Annotated in this window: 14 protein-coding genes; 11 read left to right on the top strand and 3 right to left on the bottom strand. The window is 47.4% G+C overall.

The features are described 5' to 3' along the window. Nucleotides 1-98: 98 nt before the first annotated feature. A complete protein-coding gene (locus Q0274_RS05975) occupies nucleotides 99-1,523 on the bottom strand; it encodes an SPFH domain-containing protein (RefSeq protein ID WP_298028338.1) in 1,425 nt (474 codons plus the stop codon). 159 nt (nucleotides 1,524-1,682) lie between these two features. On the opposite strand from Q0274_RS05975, the gene Q0274_RS05970 reads away from it, so the two are divergent. The 4 genes from Q0274_RS05970 to Q0274_RS05955 all read left to right on the top strand — a co-directional run bounded on the left by Q0274_RS05970 (nucleotide 1,683) and on the right by Q0274_RS05955 (nucleotide 4,657). Then, nucleotides 1,683-2,702, top strand: a complete 1,020-nt coding sequence (locus tag Q0274_RS05970) for an ABC transporter substrate-binding protein (RefSeq protein ID WP_298028337.1) — start codon at nucleotides 1,683-1,685, stop codon at nucleotides 2,700-2,702. Between the two features lie 505 nt (nucleotides 2,703-3,207). Then, the gene (locus Q0274_RS05965; RefSeq protein WP_298028336.1) at nucleotides 3,208-3,771 is read left to right on the top strand and encodes an isoprenylcysteine carboxylmethyltransferase family protein; all 564 of its coding nucleotides are present in this window, start codon (nucleotides 3,208-3,210) and stop codon (nucleotides 3,769-3,771) included. A 164-nt stretch (nucleotides 3,772-3,935) separates the two neighbouring features. Next, the gene (locus tag Q0274_RS05960) at nucleotides 3,936-4,073 is read left to right on the top strand and encodes a hypothetical protein (RefSeq protein ID WP_298028335.1); all 138 of its coding nucleotides are present in this window, start codon (nucleotides 3,936-3,938) and stop codon (nucleotides 4,071-4,073) included. 314 nt (nucleotides 4,074-4,387) lie between these two features. Further along, complete coding sequence (locus Q0274_RS05955) at nucleotides 4,388-4,657, top strand: ABC transporter ATP-binding protein (protein WP_298028334.1); 270 nt, start codon at nucleotides 4,388-4,390, stop codon at nucleotides 4,655-4,657. Between the two features lie 127 nt (nucleotides 4,658-4,784). Here the strand turns inward: Q0274_RS05955 and Q0274_RS05950 are convergent, their stop codons facing one another. Then, nucleotides 4,785-6,140 carry an SH3 domain-containing C40 family peptidase gene (locus Q0274_RS05950; RefSeq protein WP_298028333.1) on the bottom strand — a complete coding sequence of 452 codons (1,356 nt, stop codon included), beginning with the start codon at nucleotides 6,138-6,140 and terminating at the stop codon, nucleotides 4,785-4,787. Between the two features lie 56 nt (nucleotides 6,141-6,196). Here Q0274_RS05950 and Q0274_RS05945 point away from each other — a divergent pair, with 56 nt between their 5' ends. Further along, a complete protein-coding gene (locus Q0274_RS05945) occupies nucleotides 6,197-7,534 on the top strand; it encodes an ATP-dependent RecD-like DNA helicase (protein ID WP_298028332.1) in 1,338 nt (445 codons plus the stop codon). A gap of 8 nt (nucleotides 7,535-7,542) precedes the next feature. Then, the gene (locus Q0274_RS05940; protein WP_298028331.1) at nucleotides 7,543-8,508 is read left to right on the top strand and encodes a DUF3137 domain-containing protein; all 966 of its coding nucleotides are present in this window, start codon (nucleotides 7,543-7,545) and stop codon (nucleotides 8,506-8,508) included. Nucleotides 8,509-8,554: 46 nt separating this feature from the next. On the opposite strand, the gene Q0274_RS05935 is transcribed toward Q0274_RS05940, so the two are convergent. Next, on the bottom strand, nucleotides 8,555-9,433 hold the full coding sequence (locus Q0274_RS05935; protein ID WP_298028330.1) for an aminotransferase class IV: 879 nt from the start codon (nucleotides 9,431-9,433) through the stop codon (nucleotides 8,555-8,557). A gap of 83 nt (nucleotides 9,434-9,516) precedes the next feature. Here Q0274_RS05935 and Q0274_RS05930 point away from each other — a divergent pair, with 83 nt between their 5' ends. The 5 genes from Q0274_RS05930 to Q0274_RS05910 form a co-directional block, all read left to right on the top strand. Continuing rightward, nucleotides 9,517-10,020, top strand: coding sequence for a hypothetical protein (locus Q0274_RS05930; RefSeq protein ID WP_177388369.1), 504 nt, complete (start codon nucleotides 9,517-9,519; stop codon nucleotides 10,018-10,020). A 412-nt stretch (nucleotides 10,021-10,432) separates the two neighbouring features. Next, nucleotides 10,433-11,242, top strand: a complete 810-nt coding sequence (locus Q0274_RS05925; protein ID WP_298028329.1) for a transporter substrate-binding domain-containing protein — start codon at nucleotides 10,433-10,435, stop codon at nucleotides 11,240-11,242. Between the two features lie 94 nt (nucleotides 11,243-11,336). Then, on the top strand, nucleotides 11,337-12,143 hold the full coding sequence (locus tag Q0274_RS05920) for a transporter substrate-binding domain-containing protein (protein ID WP_298028328.1): 807 nt from the start codon (nucleotides 11,337-11,339) through the stop codon (nucleotides 12,141-12,143). A gap of 101 nt (nucleotides 12,144-12,244) precedes the next feature. Beyond that, the gene (locus Q0274_RS05915; RefSeq protein WP_005870746.1) at nucleotides 12,245-13,048 is read left to right on the top strand and encodes a transporter substrate-binding domain-containing protein; all 804 of its coding nucleotides are present in this window, start codon (nucleotides 12,245-12,247) and stop codon (nucleotides 13,046-13,048) included. A 570-nt stretch (nucleotides 13,049-13,618) separates the two neighbouring features. Further along, the coding region (locus tag Q0274_RS05910) for a hypothetical protein (protein ID WP_298028327.1) at nucleotides 13,619-17,387 on the top strand (3,769 nt) is incomplete at its 3' end.

The following is a 17,387-nucleotide window of genomic DNA, read 5'->3' as shown; positions in this document are numbered from 1 at the left end:
TGCAATAATCTCGCCACCAGCTATTACTCAAATTTAGTTTCGTCCACAGCGCAGCTATCGTATAAATTTAAAATTTTACTCGCCCGAGACCGCAAATATTATTCGGATTTGTCCTCCTCCTTAGCGCCCGAAATTTTATCCAGCACCTTTTTGCCGACCTCGCTTTGATTTAGCGCTTCGAGCATCGCGGCTAGCTGCGTGCCGCCCTTGGCGCTTAAAATTTCGCCGAATTTACTCATCCCCTCGCCCACGCTGCCTTCGTTCGCGATGATCTTAAGATCCGCTGCGCTTAGCGCCTTGGCCTGCTCTAGGCCGATGTCGCGGTTCGCTTCGATCTGTTTGATCGAAATGAGATAGGTCTGGTATCCCTGATTTTCGCCGATCTCGCGCGCGAGCTCGATCTGTGCGTTTACGGGCGCGAGCTCTTTTAGCCTAAGCGCCTCGGCCTCGGCAGAGCCTATCTTTAGCGTACCCTGCGCCTCTTTATCCTTCATTTCCAAAAGCGCCGCGGCGGCAAGAAACTGCTTCTCTTTATCGCCCTGCGCTACTAAAATTTGATTTTCTTTAATCGCTTCGGCGTCGCGGATTTTGGCGTTTTTACGCGCTTCGGCGTCGATCTCGATCTTGCGCTGCTCCTGCTCGGCTTTTACGATCTCCACTTGCTTTTTGATCTCGGCCTGCTTGACGTCGTTTACCCGCACGACCTCCATCGCCTTTTCCTGCGTGATCTTTTGCTGATCCTTGATGAGCTGCTCGGCCTGCTCCTTTGAGATCGCGACCTCTCGCTCGTTTTCGACGGTTTTAAGGCCCACCATCTTGTTGGCTTCCTGCTGGCGCACTTCGGTTGCCTGCGCGGCTTCGATCTCGGCGATCTGGGCGAGCTTTGTGTTGTTTGCGACCTCGACGCGGCTTTCCTTTTCGATCTGGGATTTTTTCTTCTCCATGATGTTTAAGATGACCTTGCTGCCGCTGCTATCTCGGATATCCATCAGCTCGATGTTTTTAACGGGCTCGATACCCCAGTTTTGCAGCTGCGTCTTTACCGCCTTGGTAAAATCATCTCCGAGCTCGGAGCGGATCTGCAAGATGTCCTCAAGCACGCGGCTCGAAAGGATCGAACGGATCGAGCCTTGAATGATATTTCTAAGCTGATTGTTAAGATCCTCAAAATTATTAACGCGTTGCGCGGCTAAATTTGAATCCATAATCCTAAAAAACGCCGTGATATCGACGACGAAAGGAAGCCTGCCTAGATCATACGCCTCGTAATCCTCGATCTTGATACTAAAGACCGAGACTGGCAAAACGATCTTCGTAACGCCCAGCACCGGCACCCAACTCGGGAATTCATAGTAGCTATTGCCATTACCGGTATCTTTGCCGTAACTCGTCGTCTTGCGCGCGCTTTGGACGATATGCACTTCGTTCGTCTCCACAATACGCCTGAAAAACAGAGGCACGATGATGAAAAGCACCACTAAAACCCCGATAGCGGCGCCTATCAAATATAAAATTTCACCCATTTTCTCTCCTTTAAAAATGCTAAATTTAAAATGGATTATATAAAAATTTACTTTGAAAAATAATAAATAATCGCGGCGACAGCGGTTAAAATTTACGCAATTTTAATGAGGTTTTTTGTAATATCGCGGCGTATATTTCAATACCGTTTAGGAGAAAAAATGAAAAAATTTTTACTGCTGCTTTTAGCGGGTGCGCTTTTTGCAAGCGCGGCAGAGCTTAGAACTATCAAGGATATGGACGGCGCCGAGGTTAAAATCCCCGTAAAAGTTGAGCGCATCGCGGCACTCTGGCACTCGAACAATCAAATTTTACTGGCCCTAGGCGGAGCGGACAAGATCGTCGCTACCACCGATAACATCAGCAAAAACGCATGGTTTCTTAAAATTTATCCGCGCCTAGCGCAGATCCCAGTACTGCTAAAAAATAACGACGTAAATTTAGAGGAGCTGATGAGCCGTAACCCCGACGTAGTCATCGTCTCAACCGCATTGGCAGGCGAAAATTTAGCTAAGCAGGGCTTTACCGTTTTAAAGGCGAGCTTTAGCGATTACGAGCAGATGAGGCGTAGCATCAGGATGTGCGGCGATATGCTAGGCGGCGACGCGCCGCAAAGAGCGAAGGATCTGATCGCAAATCTCGATAAAAATATCGCTTTGGTTAGCGGTCGCACCGCAAATTTAAGTCCCGATAAGCGCCCGCGCGTCCTTCACATCGTAGGCGGAAGCGATCTTTTAAAGATCGACGGCAAGGGCACGCTGATCGACTCGTGGATAGAGCTGGCCGGCGGAACGAATGCGATCACCGCCACAAAAGGCCCGATGAAAACTATCACCGCCGAGGAGATCATCGCGAGCAACCCGCAGATCATAATCGTGGGCGGCGATCACAACGAAGATGCGGTAGAGAAGATCAAATCAAGCCCGGTTTACAGCGGCACGGATGCGGTCAAAAACGGGCGCGTTTACGGCAATCCGCGCGGGGTTTTTAACTGGGATCGATACGGCGCGGATACGGTGCTTCAAATTTTATGGGCGGCGAAAACCATCCAGCCGGAGCTCTTTGCCGACATCGACATAAAGGCCGAAACGAAGGCGTTTTATAAAAAATTTATGAATTACGAGCTAAGCGACGAGGAATTTGGATATATTTTAAAAGGACTTAGCCCGGAGGGTAAATAAGACGCGGCACCGAAGCAACGGCGTCAGCGCTGCACCTAGCAGGCAAAACCCGTGCCGAATGCTCATCGTGTAGTAGGCGGCGGCACATCGGCACAGAATGTTTCATTGTGCGACGCACATCGGCGCCGAACAGGCCGCCTGTCCTATCTCGACACCGGATAGACAAATCATCTAGTCATACGGGCGGGCGTCGTCGTATCGTCAAAACAGGCGCCGCTGTCTCACATTTTGGCGTGTTGAAGTGTGGATGCCGTCCGCATAAAGCGCAGATCCCATCGGTGCTCGGCGCGTCGATACCTAAATGAGCGGCGTCGCCGTCACATTACCTCAGCAAGCGACATCTGCGGCGGGCGCGTGCCGAGCAAACATAGCCGCAGTATGTCAAACGGGCGATGCGAGGCGGAGTAAATTTAAACCCGCGGCGAGTGAAAAAGGACAAAGCAACGGCAAGCAGAAAAGGGCAAAACAAAGCTGCAAGATAAAATTTAAAGCCAAAGGGGCGGTCATGGAAATTTCATTTTTTACGACGCTTGAGCCCGCTCTAGCGGGCGCTTGGATACCCTCATTTGCAATGGTGATGATACAATTTGTATATATGTTTATCTACAAAGAGGTCGGCAAGCGCGCCACCGATACCTCATGGTACACGCTCGCAGACAAGCGAAATGCGATCATAAGCTCGCTGCTGCAAGTAGCGCTGCTTATTTTGTCGGTGTTCGTGCCGCTTAAGACGGGCAGCGCGTGGTTTTGGATCGGAACGATGATCTACGTAGCGGCTTTTGCGGGCTTCATCAAAGCTTTTTACGACTATGCAGCGGCTCCTGCGGATAAAGCCGCACAAAGCGGCATCTACCGCCTATCGCGTAATCCGATGTATTTCTTTTATTTCCTCGGCATGGCGGGCGTTTGCGTCGCCTCGGCGTCGCTGTGGCTACTCATAGCGATAGTGCCCTTTGCCATATACAATCATCTCGTGGTCCTGGGCGAGGAGCGCTACTGCGAGCGAGCCTACGGACAGGAGTATCTGAAGTATAAACGCAAGACGCCAAGATACTTTTTGTTTTTCTAAGGGGAGGGTAAAACCTAGGGCATGCCGCAGCCCTAGACGTTTTATAAAATTTTGGCACTAAGGAGAGAGTATGTTCATAAGGAAAAATTCCTCGCTCGTCGCCGCTTTGTTTCTAGCGTTTTGTCTAAACGCCGCCGCGGGCTAGCCGAGGACGGATTAAAGATATGCGCGGAAACGTCGTCGAGCTACCGGAGAAAGTAAGCAAAGTAGCCTCGCTTTGCAACGCGAACAACCAAATCATCCTCGTAGGCGGCGCGGAGTTTGGATACATACTGCACGGCCTGGGTCCGGACGGCAAATGACGCACGCTCCCGCTTGCGGAGAAAAATAATAGCTTCGGCTGAAGTCTGGGTGCGTTTAGAGCCGTCTGCACATTTAGCGGAAAAGCGTTTCTTAAAATTTTAAGGGCCGAACGAATGAAATTTTAACAGCGAATGAAATTTTACCGGGCTCGCGACGGCTCCTTTAAAATTTCAAACGAAATTTTAAAGCAAAATTTTACCGACGGCGCAAGGGCGCGTATATTGGCGATGAAGACACGAAATGTAAAATTTAGCGATGCGCCTAGTAGGCACGACGAAACAGCAAACGCGAGCTCGCCTCTCTCGTCGCCTACGTGCCACAGACGCACGCGCCGTCGTATGACTACAGCGTCTTTGACGTCGCGCTGATGGGTGCGCTGTGCAGGACGCCGCTATTTTCCAGCTTTAGCGCGGCGGATAAAAAGCTAGCCGAACAGGCGCTGGAAAAGATGGGCATCGCGCATCTAAAAAACGCACCCTACACGAGGGTTAGCGGCGGCGAGCGCGCTTATATCCGCGGGCTTCTATCCATAGCGGCTAACAGTTTGCAACGATATATGCAAGCAACGCGCCGCTTTCGGTAGCGGCGACGGCTTGCACTCATCTCAGTAGCGCGCGGTCCGCTCTTTTTACATGCATCCGATTCTCGTCGCTTGCTTTTTTCTGAGGCCATCGCCCATAGCTCGCTCTCTATTTTTTACGAGACAGCGTTTAATTTGCACCGAAATCCGTAGAGCCGAACCAATCGTCCGAAATAAAGTCCTCCTCGCCCGAGAGCACGCTCATCGCGCTGATACGCGATATCAGCAGGCGATCCTCGGCGATGTCCGCGCGATTCGAGCCGATAGTAAGCGACGTAATCGCCGTGCGCCCGATGACTGCGCGCCCGCCATCCATCGTGCGAAGCCCCCAGATATCGTGCAGCACCGCCGGCTTGCCATCTACCTGCCCTACGTAGAGCATCACGTGGCCGGGCATATACAGCAGGGTTTTATACGCTACGCCGTTTTTGCCGATGAGCTCGAGCTTTTCATCCGCGCTCATCCCCGCTAGCGAAAAACGCTCGCCGCGGCCCGATTGCGCCTTAGAATTTCGCGGCAGCCACAGCCCAAAATTTGCCAAAAAGTCTTTCGTCATAAGCGAGCAATCGCGAAGAAATTTATACCCGCCCCAGCCGTATTTCTGCCCGAGCAGGCTAGCGGCTACGATTTTTGAGTTTTGCTCATCTAGCGGCGCAGGCCAGAGCCTCGCATCCTCCGCGCTAACGAAATATCTCTTGCTGCCAAACTGGGTTAAAATTTCGCCGCCGAATACGCTCCGTACGCCGAGCGTGCCGCCAAGATCGCGTTCGCCGCTAAAATCATACGGCAGGATCGTGCCGGTGCGCGCCCTAAAAAGCTCCGCACCGCTCTCATCATAAATGACCGCGCCGTCGCGCAGGATCGTTATAAATTTAGAATTTGCGTAGATATCCGCCTGCTGGGGACTGATGCGCTTTATCGCATCGCTTCTTATCCAGCCCCACACGCCGTCGTTGCGCACGAACGCCCACGCTCCGTCTCTGCTGTAATGCGATAGCAGCAGCGGATAGCCCACGCTCACGGCGGAATTTGCGGCGTAATCAAACGGCTCGCCCTCCCCCGGCTCGCTCGGATCGCCGAAAATCGGCAAGTCGCTTGGGATATTTCGCAGCAGTGCGTTTTTTACCGTTATAGCGGGCGCTGAAATTAGTCCGAATGCCTCTTCGTTCGCGTTTATACGAATGCTTTGATAGATCGCGTCGTCGTATATCCTGCCTGCGGCGTCAAAGTGGCGCCCCTTGGCGTAATTAAGCCCCCAAAACGTATCGATTTCCGCTTTAAGCGGCGCATCGTCAAACCAAATTTTAAAATAGCGGCTCTTAAACACTTTTCCGCTTATGTTTTGTACCGACGCAGGAGCGGGCAGCCGCTCGCTGTTTTGAGCGTATTCAAGATCCAAAACCGCGGGATTTTCCGGGATAAACTTATGGGTGGCGCAACCTGCAAGAACCAAAGCTGCGAAGATAAGAGATACTAGTCGTTTCAAACAAAATGCCTTTTAAAAAATTTTGGCTATAATTTTGCCAAAAAATAGGAAAAAACTTGATAAATTTCATCATCCAGAAGCTAAAAGATCGCAATATTTTCATCACGGGCGGCGCAGGTGTGGGCAAAAGCTACGTGATAAAAGAGCTCATCAAAGATTACCGCGCTTGCGGCAAGCTCGTCATCGTGCTCGGCAGCACCGGCATCAGCGCCGTAGAGATCGGCGGCGTGACCGTGCATAGCTTCTTTCGCTTCGGCATCTGCAAAAACCACGAGGAGCTAAAGGGTTTCGATCGCAAACAAAGCGGCAAGCTAAGTGAGCTGCGAAAAATTTTAGCCCTTGCAGATCTCATCGTGATCGATGAAATTTCGATGATCGGCGCCGAGCTTTTCGAGATGATCTATCTTAGAATTTCAAATTCTAAATTTAATGGACGGTTGCTCGTTACGGGCGATTTTTATCAGCTTCCGCCGGTACGCAAAGAGGGCGAGAGCGCGCCGCGCGCGAGCCTATTTAGCGACTCGGATTACGCCTTCGGCTCGTACGCGTGGAGGCAGTGCGAGTTTTTTTACGTCGAGATGATAGGCTCCAAGCGCACCGCGGATGCGGCGCTATACCGCCTGCTTTGCGAGCTGCGGCTCGGCACCCCAAGCGAGCAGACGGCGGAGCTGATGCGATCTTTGATCATCGATGCCGCGCGAGCAGAACCAGATGCCACGATAATCTCGGGCAGAAACGCCGAAGTGGATGCGATAAATAACGCCAGACTAGCCAAGCTTAATGCGCCGCAAAGCAGCTTTGAGGGCGTTTATGAAGCGCTGCAAAGCGGCGTGAGCGAGCAAAAAATTCAAAAATGGATCGCCTCGCTAAATACGCCGCGAAGTCTGACGCTGAAAGAGGGCGCCAAGGTGCTGTTTACCGCAAACAAAAGCGGCGAGTTTTTTAACGGCGAGCAAGGCGTCGTCGAAAAGATCGAAAAAAGTTCCGGCGGCGAGATCGAAAGCGTGGTCGTAAAAAAACCCTCGGGCATACTAAGCCGCGTGCAGCTGCAAACATACGAACTAAGCGAGATCGCCGCGAGCGGCGCGGATGCCGAGCAGATCGTGCTGGCACGGTATTATCAGTTCCCGCTCAAGCTCGCATACGCCATCACGATCCACAAATCCCAAGGCATGAGCATCCCGCAGCTCATCTGCGACATCGACAGGATCTTTGTCAAAGGGCAGCTCTACGTGGCGCTTTCGCGCGCGACGAGCCTTGCGGGGCTAGGGGTGATATATACGCGCGCAGAGCCCTTGCTGCGGTATTTGCAGCGCAGCGCAAGCGCAGACGAAGCCGTGGTGAAATTTTATCAAGAGAATGAATTTTATAAAATTTCGGATCAAAAAATTTAAGGAAACGCATGCAGCTAGAAAGAGCGATAGCGCTAAGTAGAGCCAAACAAAAAAAGTGTATTTGCAAGGTAGTGATGATCTATGCCAAGATAGCATTTTTGTATCTGTTCCCGTTTATCATAATGTTTGCGATCGATGCGGTATTTAAAACAGACGATGATACGGATTACAAGATGATCGAAGTCTATCTTATCTACGCGGCGCTTTTGATTATTTATGTTGCTTGCATTTACGACGGCATTGCGGACGCCGCTTATGAATATAAACTATTTTACAAAAAAGTTTTGGTGCGCACGGCGATCTCACAGGCGTATCCGCAGCTTACTTATTCGCCAGGACGCGGCATAAGCGCGAAGGAATTCAGGCGAGCGGGAATCTTTGCAAACTCCGATTTTATCAGCGAAGATGAGATAAAAGGCGAATGGGATGGGGTAAAATTTAGCCTTAGCGAGGCGATTAGAATCAAAAAGAACTACGATCTGGGCATAGACAATACCTATGTGAAGCTAGCTTCGCTTGCGATGAGCTTATATGATGCGTATATGGATTTTAGCGGCAGCGTGCTGATATGCGAATTCGGCAAGAGATTTTACGCCAAAACCATCTTGGCGAGCCGCGAGCTAAATACAAAAATTTTAGGCGAGAAGGAGCTAATGGACAACGTCATTTTTAATAGCGAATTTCGCGTGTTTGCCGACGACAAGGTCGAAGCTCGATATCTATTGACGCCCGTGCTGATGGAGCGACTAAACGAGCTAAAGCGATACTACCATAAATTTAGCATAAGCGCGGCGTTTATGGATAATAAATTTTACCTATTTCTAAACGGCGCGCCGAATCGCTTCGAAACAGAGCTATTTAGCATACCTCCGACAACCGGAACGGCGTATGCTCATCAATACGAACTGGCTGAAATTTTAGAATTAGTAAGCGAGCTGGGTCACATAACCGGGGAGCTAGAAAGCAAAATTTAATCAGCCCGTATCGTTTAAATTTAACGGGCTAAATTTGACCGCCCTATTACAGTCCCGCTTCGGCTCTTAGTCGCGCGGCATACATCTCGCGCAGGCGCGGTACGTATTTGCCGACTGTGCCGCCGCCGACCTGCCTGCCGTCTGCCTTTACGATCGGCAGCACCATCAGCGTCGCCGCGCTGATAAAGGCCTCATCGGCTTCATAAACCTCGCTCATTCCAAACGCTCGCTGCTGCACGCTAAGCCCCGCCTGCTCGGCAAGGCCTAAGATCACCTTGCGGCGGATGCCGGGCAGTATATCGTTTGAAAGCGGCCGCGTGATAAGGACATCATCTTTGATGATAAACGCGCTGGAGCTCGAACACTCGGTAACTAGCCCGTCCTCGATCAAAAAGCACTCATAAGCGCCCGCTTTGTGAGCCTCGTGCTTTAAGATGCACTGCGCAAGAAGCGAGATCGATTTTATATCGCGCCTATGCCAGCGGATCTCGGGCAGGCTTACGATCTCGATCCCCTCTTTTGCGAGCGGATTATCAAAAATTTGCGTGCTATAGACGAAGGCAAAGACGCTAGGCTCTATGCCGCGGACGTAGTCAAAATCCCGCATCGCCGCGCCTCTTGTGATCTGAGTATAGAAAGCGCCCTCGCTCACGCCGTTACGCGCGATGAGCTCATATAAAATTTCCTCATATTTTTCGCGAGAATATGGAATCTTTAGCTCGATCTGCGCGGCGCTGCGCTCAAAGCGCTCCCAAAAATCCGCTCTGTCGCAAATTTTAGAATTTACCACGGGCGCTACTTCATAGATGCCGTCTCCGAGCACAAAACCGCGATCAAAAGGGCTTATCGCGGCTTCTTTGGCCTTGCAAAACTTGCCGTTAATATAAACTATCTCGTCGCCGCTCATTCCGCTGATTTCAAACATAATCTCTCCTTGAAATTTCGCACTATTTTATCTTATAACAATTTAATTTAAGATATAATGCCGCAAAAATCGAAGGAAACCCGATGGATAAATCAAATTTTAAAGATAGGCTTTTAGAAATTATGTTTCATGTCTCGCACAAGCCGGTACTCTTCCGTGATCTACTCGAAGCCAACGCCGAATTTAACGACGGAATGCTCGTCGATCCTTCGAAGCTAAATTTTAAATTTAACTACGGCAAATCCTACGTGATCTTCGCCTGCTTCGCATTCGTCTGCGTAATGTTTTTGATAACGCTGACGCACGCGATGTTTGAAAAGATCGACTTTCACTTCTCCATTTTATTTACGATCATAGCGACATCTGCGGTTTTTATCGGCTTTGATTGCTTCAAAGCGTGGGCTAGAAAAAAGCTTACTCACGAGCTCATCAAACGCGCTTGGGCGAACCATTTCCTCTACTTTCCCTACGAAAAATACAGCCGCATAGTCGAAAACATCTACAACGAAGCGCTCAAAAACGACATACCAAGGCGTGATCTGGAGCAATATGTGCTAAGCAAAATCGTAGAAGTCGGCGAAAAATAGTTTTAAAATACCGCAAAATTCTATAACGTAAAAAAGCATTTCGACCCAAGCAAATTTTAAAATTTTATTGCGAAATATGCGGCACGTAGGCAAGACGTAAAAATTCCAACTCGAAAAGCAAGCGGTATGACGGATAAATTCCAAATCAAATTATATGCCGGTGCTGCAAAAACTGCGCCGTAAATTACGATAGATAAATTTTAATTAAAGTCTATACTTTCCTGCGCGACATTTCGCTACGGCCAAATTTCACTTCATAAAATTTTATCTATCGCTTCTTAAATTATAAATCTCGTTCGCTTACTACCGATTTAGCAATCCGTATTATGTAATTGAAGTTATGTTTAACTATTTTAGGGTAAAATCACGCAATATCTAAGGGATAATATTAAATTTAAGAAAAGGATAGTTTATGAAGCTACTTTTTTGCATTATTTTTACGCTTTGCAGCGGTGTTTTTGCGGGCAGTTTGGAGCAGATCAGATCTGCCGGAGTCGTTAAAATCGGTGTTCGTGATGGTAGGCCGCCTTTTAGTGATGAAAAAAGTGGTAATTTCGAAGGCTTTGAAATCAACCTTGCAGACGCTATAGCTAAGAGCATATTCGGTGATAAGCGCGGTAGAGTCGAGTTCGTCCCTTTAAATGCCACCGATAGGATCTCTGCATTACAAAACGATAAGGTAGATCTTGCAGTCGCGACCATCACTATAACGCAAGATAGAAAAAGGCAAATCGACTTTTCTTATCCATATTTTTCGATGAGCTTGGGAGTTTTGACGCGTAAAAGCGATGGTATCAAAAGCATAGACGATCTTTCAAACAAAAAGGTCTTAGTAGAGGGTAGCGGTACTACGGCAGAAAATTTTTTGTATAAAAATAAAATCCACAATCTAATCCATTGCTCCATTACTACCGAATGCTACGATATGCTTAAGCAAGGCAAAGCCGATGCTTACGTTAACGATAATCTCATCGTGCTAGCTTATTCCATTATCGATGATAACTTAGAAGTAGCAATCCAAAATCTAGGTAATCCGGAATTCTTAGGCATCGGGGTGCGCAAAGGTAATACCGAACTGCTTGATCTGATAAATAAAGAGCTTGTTACACTTAGCAAGCAGGGCTTTTTCGAACGTTCTTATGATGAAACTTTCAAGCCATTTTATCAAGGCGCTGCAGATAAAAAATATTTCTTACTAGATGGGCTCTATGCCATATTTTAGGACGAAATTTAGCAGTGTTTTATCTAACGGCTTCGACTAAAACGTCATTTATGATAAGCGGATAATATGCGAAATCCAATTTTAAGGACATAAAATGAAACTACTTTTTATAGCGGCTCTATTTTGTGCGGCGCTTTTTGCAGATAGCCTAGATCAAATCAGACAAAACGGCGTCATTCGCATCGGAGTGCGCGACGCTCATCCGCCGCTTTGCGAGTCTAACGGCGGTAAATTTGAAGGATTTGAGATCGATCTTGCAAACGCGATCGCTAAAGAAATTTTCGGCAAAAAAGAGGGCAAAATCGAGTTCATCCCTCTAAGCGTGAATGATAGAATTCCATTTTTAGAGGCAAATAAGCTTGATTTGGTGATCGGTCTATTTAGCATCACCAACGAACGAAAAAGAAAAATCGATTTCTCCCTCCCCTACCTCTCCGTAAATTTAGGCGTATTAACGCGCAAAGCCGACGCTTTTACCGATATCGCGCAGCTTCATGATAAAAAGATCGTATTCGAAGGCGATGCGACGGTGGCGGAGAAATTTTTCAAAACCAAGGGATTTAGAAATTTAGGCCATTGCGCTTCGGCTAAGGAATGCTACGAAATGATTCGAAATGGCGATGCGGACGGCTATATAAACGACAATCTCATCGTGCTTGCATATTCCGTCATCGATGATACTTTAGAAGTGCCGTTTAAAAACCTAGGTCCTAGCGATTTCATCGGCATTGGTGTGCAGAAAGACAACAAGGAACTACTTGATTTCGTCAATGCAGAGCTCATCAAGCTAAGCAAAGAGGGCTTTTTCAAAAAGGCCTACGAGCAGAGCTTTGATCCATTCTATCGCGGTACGGCAGATAAGAAATATTTTCTGCTAGATGGAATTTATAATATGCTCTAAGAGCTTGCTTTAAATTTTTAAGTCCGGCTTTTAGAATTTTAGTAAATAAAATTTCCCGCTTCATTTGAAAGTGGAAAAGAGATTAAATTTAAGGATTTGCCATGAAATTGCTTCTTGCAATGTTGCTACCATTTATCGTTGCTTTCGCCGATAGTTTGGAACAGATCAGATCAAAAGGCGTCGTTCGCATCGGCGTTTACGACGGACAGCCTCCTTTTAGCGAGCTGAATGATGGAACTTTTGAGGGCTTTGAAGTTACGATGGCACAGGCCATAGCAAATGATCTTTTCGGCGAAAAAGGTGGCAGAATCGAGCTTGTACCGATGAAGGTCGAGGATAGAATTCCAGCTTTAGTAAACAACCGCGTAGATATCGTCATCGCCACGATTACCATTACGCCTGAACGCGCGCAGCAGATCGATTTTTCAACACCATATTTTTCGGTAAATCTTGGAGTTTTAACTCGCAAAGCCGATAGAATAAAATCCTTAGCCGATCTGCGAGAGAAGAGAATTTTACTCGAAAGCGGCGGTACAGGCGAGGCATTTTTTAAACAAGAAGGTTTTGGAAATTTTACATTTTGCAAGATCGCCAGAGAGTGCTACCGCATGCTAAAAGACGGCGACGTGGATGCCTACGCGACCGATAATCTAATCGCGATGGCATATCCGGTAGTCGATAGCGAGGTAGAAGTGCCGCTTAAAACGCTAGGTAAGCCCGACTTCATGGGTATTGGCGTTCAGAAAGGCAATAAAGAGCTACTGGATTTCGTCAATGCAGAGCTTATAAAGCTAAGCAAAGAAGGTTTTTTTGAAAAGGCATACGAGGGAACTTTTAATCCATTTTATCACGGTGCTGCGGATAAAAGATATTTCTTGCTAGATGGAATTTACAGCTTCTTGTAGGATTTGCGGCTTATTTTAAAATTTATCATACAAGATTTATCACGTAAATTTTATCTCCTACTTGCTATGCTTTAGCTCTTGCAGCAGGGGTCACATAAAATTTATCGCGCAATCTTGCTCGTTTAAATTTTTCAAAAAAGCTTTTTCGCGGGCGAAACGGCATTTATATAAAATTCCGCTCGTTTAAAATTTATCTTGAATAAATTCTACGTAGGTTTTGCAGCGCGCAGACTTTTGTTTCGTCCTTTTAAAATTTATCTTGCATAAATTCCATGGCAGCTTGAAATTGCCAGAATTAATTTAGCTCAGATTTTTCTTGTTTCAAATTTTACTCGAAATCTCTTTGTTAGGTTTTTTTCACCACTTGCAATCCACTCAAAATACCCCCCCCACTAAAAAAGGTTAAATTTTTCAGCCAGGAATTTATTCTGCATAAAGAGTAAATTTTTATTACTTAAAATTACAAATGCAGCCCCCCCTATTTTAAAAACCGATCAGTGATTTTCATATTGCAAACTGATCTATTTTTATGTATAATCGCAAACTTTACGAATTTCAAAGGATCAATATATGAAAAAATCCATCTGCTCCTCTATGCTTAGCCTCGCAGCGGTGCTCGCACTAGCGCCCGCACAAGCGCTTTGCAACGCAGATTCTAATCCGCCGCTTATCCATACTCACAATAATCTATATTCGGCGGGATTTAGCGGCAATACTAGCGGCAGCGGTAGCACCAGCCCGAACGGCAATATTACGACGATTACGGGTGTTGCAAGTGGCGGGACGGATTATTCCGGCAGCGTGGTTTACGGCGGAGGAAGCGGCGATGGGATTGCGGGCTTTACCGAGTTAAGCTCTGCCTCCAACAATAGACTTACGATTAGAGGCGCAAACGCCTATGTAGGTATCGCAATAGGCGCCGAAGCTAAGGGCGTATCAGATAATTACGTGAGCTTAGAAAATGGCTCTAAGGTGAATTTAGTCGTGGGCGGGCAAGGCATAGCGGCGTCAAAAACGGGCAACGAAGGTGAAGCGACGCGAAATCAGGTTTTTGTGAAATACGGCGCCGAAATTACGGGAAATGCCGATAACTTCGGCGGTAATGCAAGCAGGCATTATAATATCATCGGCGGCAGAAGCGGAGCGGATAAAAGAGCCTCCTCTAACGCCGTAACGATCGACGGAGGCACTATCGGCAACAGCTCCGTTACAAATGTAATCGTAGGCGGCATAGTAAGCGGCGGCGGTGATGCCCTATCAAATAGAATAACTATCAAAGGCGGCACATTTAAAGGAAGCTTTGATATATTCGGTGCTCAATCCTCCACGGGGCAAAGTAACTCTAATAGCGTCAATATAACGGCGCCTTATTACGGCGGCACAAGCACTATTACTTTAAGCGGTAGCGGTAGAATTTGGGGCGCAGCGGGCGGAAGCGGAAACTCTAGCGCAAACTCCGTATCCATAAGCGCAAAGCTAAAAGCGCAAAATTACCAAGTAGTAGGCGGTCAAGCAAATAGCGCTAGCGCAATGAGCGCAAATCGCGTAGAAATGAACAATGACGATGCGATAGTGGGCAGCGTCACGGGCTCTTTGGGCGGCGCCTCAAGCTCGCGAAGCGTAGTTGATCTTATAAAAGGTACAGTAAAAGGCGATGTCGCGGCAGCAAACGGCATCGCAGGCGAATCGGATGGCGATAGAGTTACTCTAGGAGCGTCAGACTCCAACAAAGGCGTGCACGTAGGCGGCAATGTCTATGGCGCACGCGCAGGAAGCGTCAAAAATGCGGTCGTTTATATCAATAAAGAAAGAACAACGATAGCAGGAGACGTCTATGCAGGCTATGCTACAAGCGGCAGCGTCGAAAATAGTAACGTAAATTTTAGAGGCGGCACGATAAACGGCACGATCTACGGCAGCAATAAGAATTCAGATAAAACTAATACCTTACATATCCAAAATTGGGTCGGCGGCGGTGTGAAAAAAGCCAAGGATATTAAAAATTTCGGCTCTATAAATTTTTATGATTTATACTCTGATACTGAAGCCGATGCGCCGCTTATCTTAACTACTAGCGGCAATACGAATTTAAACAGCACAAAGATAGAGGGTATAAAATCAGATCTAGGCGAAGGAAAGTACTATCTGATCCACAACTCTGGCGGCGGCACGATCACCAGAGCCGCGCAGACCGTGCAAGATAATCAAATTTATACGATTACCGACAAAGATCACTATCAAATCACCGGCACCACGATCGAGGTCGAAAACAGTAAGAATTTAATCATGCAAAAGGGCACTCTAACTCGCTCTTGGATAGACCCCAACTTCGATCAAAGCGAGCTAATGCAAAATCAAAATTCCAACAAGGCTGCGGGCGCTACTGATCTATTCGGCAATAAGGGCAACACCGTAATCGTAAAAGAGGGTGCAGGCAATCTAGGCGGCAAAAACATAAGCTCGGGCAGAGATGATGCTACCGACGGAAGCAACAGCATCCACGATAACTACGCCAAGATCAAGGGCGGAAGCAGCATAGGCGAGATCGACGGCGGGTATTCAAATTCCGCTACCCCACAAGAAATTTATAATAACCACGTAACCTTCGAAGCAAGCGGAATAGACGTGGGGTATGTAAATGCGGGCATCACCCACAGCAGTAGCGGCGGCGGAAACATCCACGACAATAGCGTAACTACGAATGCTACGATAATCCGCAATAGCATTTACGGCGGCAATACTAGCAACGGAGAAGCTAAATCCAATATCGTAACTATAAACAACGGCAGCGTAGGAGCAATGGCGGTAGGCGGCAAGGGAAACAGCGCGATTTCCAACACCATAACTCTTAACTCGGTAAACGTAGGCGGAAGCGTATACGGCGGAAAGGCTAGCGGCACCGCCTCCTCCAATACCGTAAATTTAAACGGCAACACGCAAGTTGCTGGCAACGTCTACGCAGCGGAAGCCGCTAGCGGCAGCAACAACGTAGTAAATTTCAGAAGCGGCAGCGTAGCAGGCACGATATACGGAGTATCTAGCGCAAACGCTAGCAATTCGGGCAACAGCTTAAATATCCTATCTTCAAACTCGGGCAATGGCCTAAATGCGAGGAATTTTGTAAATTTCAATAAATTGGAATTCAATTTAGCTTCTCTTAGCGAGATTGAAAACGATGCTTCATCAAGTACCAAAAGAGCTTTAAATTTAACGGGCTCCGGCAATACCGATCTAAGCGGTACCGATATATTCGTAAACTCGGCAAGCGAATTTAACGCTTTAAACAATGCAAGCTATCCAAATGGCGACAACAAGAAATACACACTTGCCTATAAAAGCGGAGGCGGTAAATTTACCGGATATGATCCGCGCTTTAAAGACAAGGGCTACGTAACTCAGCTAAATAAAAACTATGTCATAAAGGATGCCAATACCTTTAGTAGAAACATAGGCGGTATGCATATAAGCGAGGATGAGCGGGAGCTTTATATCCAAAAGCTTATTAAGACTAACGAGAGCATAAATGGAGACTTTGATGCGGATGAGCTGCAGAAGTATCTTGGTGCCGGCGGTCTTAACGGAAATAACATAGATATAGGCAAAGTGGGGGAGGATAAGAATTTTAACGGTAGAAATATCAACGCAGCAGGCGCAAATAATACGTTAAATTTTATCAGCGGTCACAATGTAGGCGTAATAAGCGCAAGCGGCAGCGGCAACACCCTTAACATAGGAGCTAGCAATAGCTCTCCTGCGGCAGTAAATTCCTTAAGCGCTAAAAATATTAGCGGTTTTGACAGGCTAAATTTTTTCCTTCCTAGCTCTATTAGAGCAGGCGATAGCGTGCTTAATCTAACCGATCCTACCGCCAACACAGATCTAAGCAATGTCGGCAATATCACGGCTTATATCAGTGGAATAAGCGGTCCGTTAAGTCCAAGCAGCGAGATTCATCTGATAAACAAGCAAGGAAGCGGCAGCCTTATAGCTCCTAACGTAGCCAATATGCACGCAACGCTAAATGTAGGGGTAAGTCTAAGCTACAGCCCTAAAATTTATCAAAGCGACAATTATCTAAATTTAGGCTTTGATGCTTCCTCGGCTCCTAGCGCGCGCGTAAGCTCTAATACCAAATCCTTCGCCGAAACCCGTGCCGCAAGCTTAGCCAGCTTAAAGAGCGGAAGCGAGTTAATCACTAACTACCTAGATAAGCTAATACCTGATGGGCATTTAGAGCTATTTCCTTTTGCTATAAGCGAAGCTTATGATCTAAGATATGAGACAGGCTCACACGTAAATTCCAAAGGCTATGGAGTAGCAGCAGGACTTGCCAGCTTAA

Origin of the sequence: uncultured Campylobacter sp., from assembly GCF_937973075.1 — a bacterium.
Taxonomy (GTDB): domain Bacteria; phylum Campylobacterota; class Campylobacteria; order Campylobacterales; family Campylobacteraceae; genus Campylobacter_B.
Note: the sequence above shows the minus strand (reverse complement) of the source record. Positions and strands in the feature narration are given on the sequence as shown.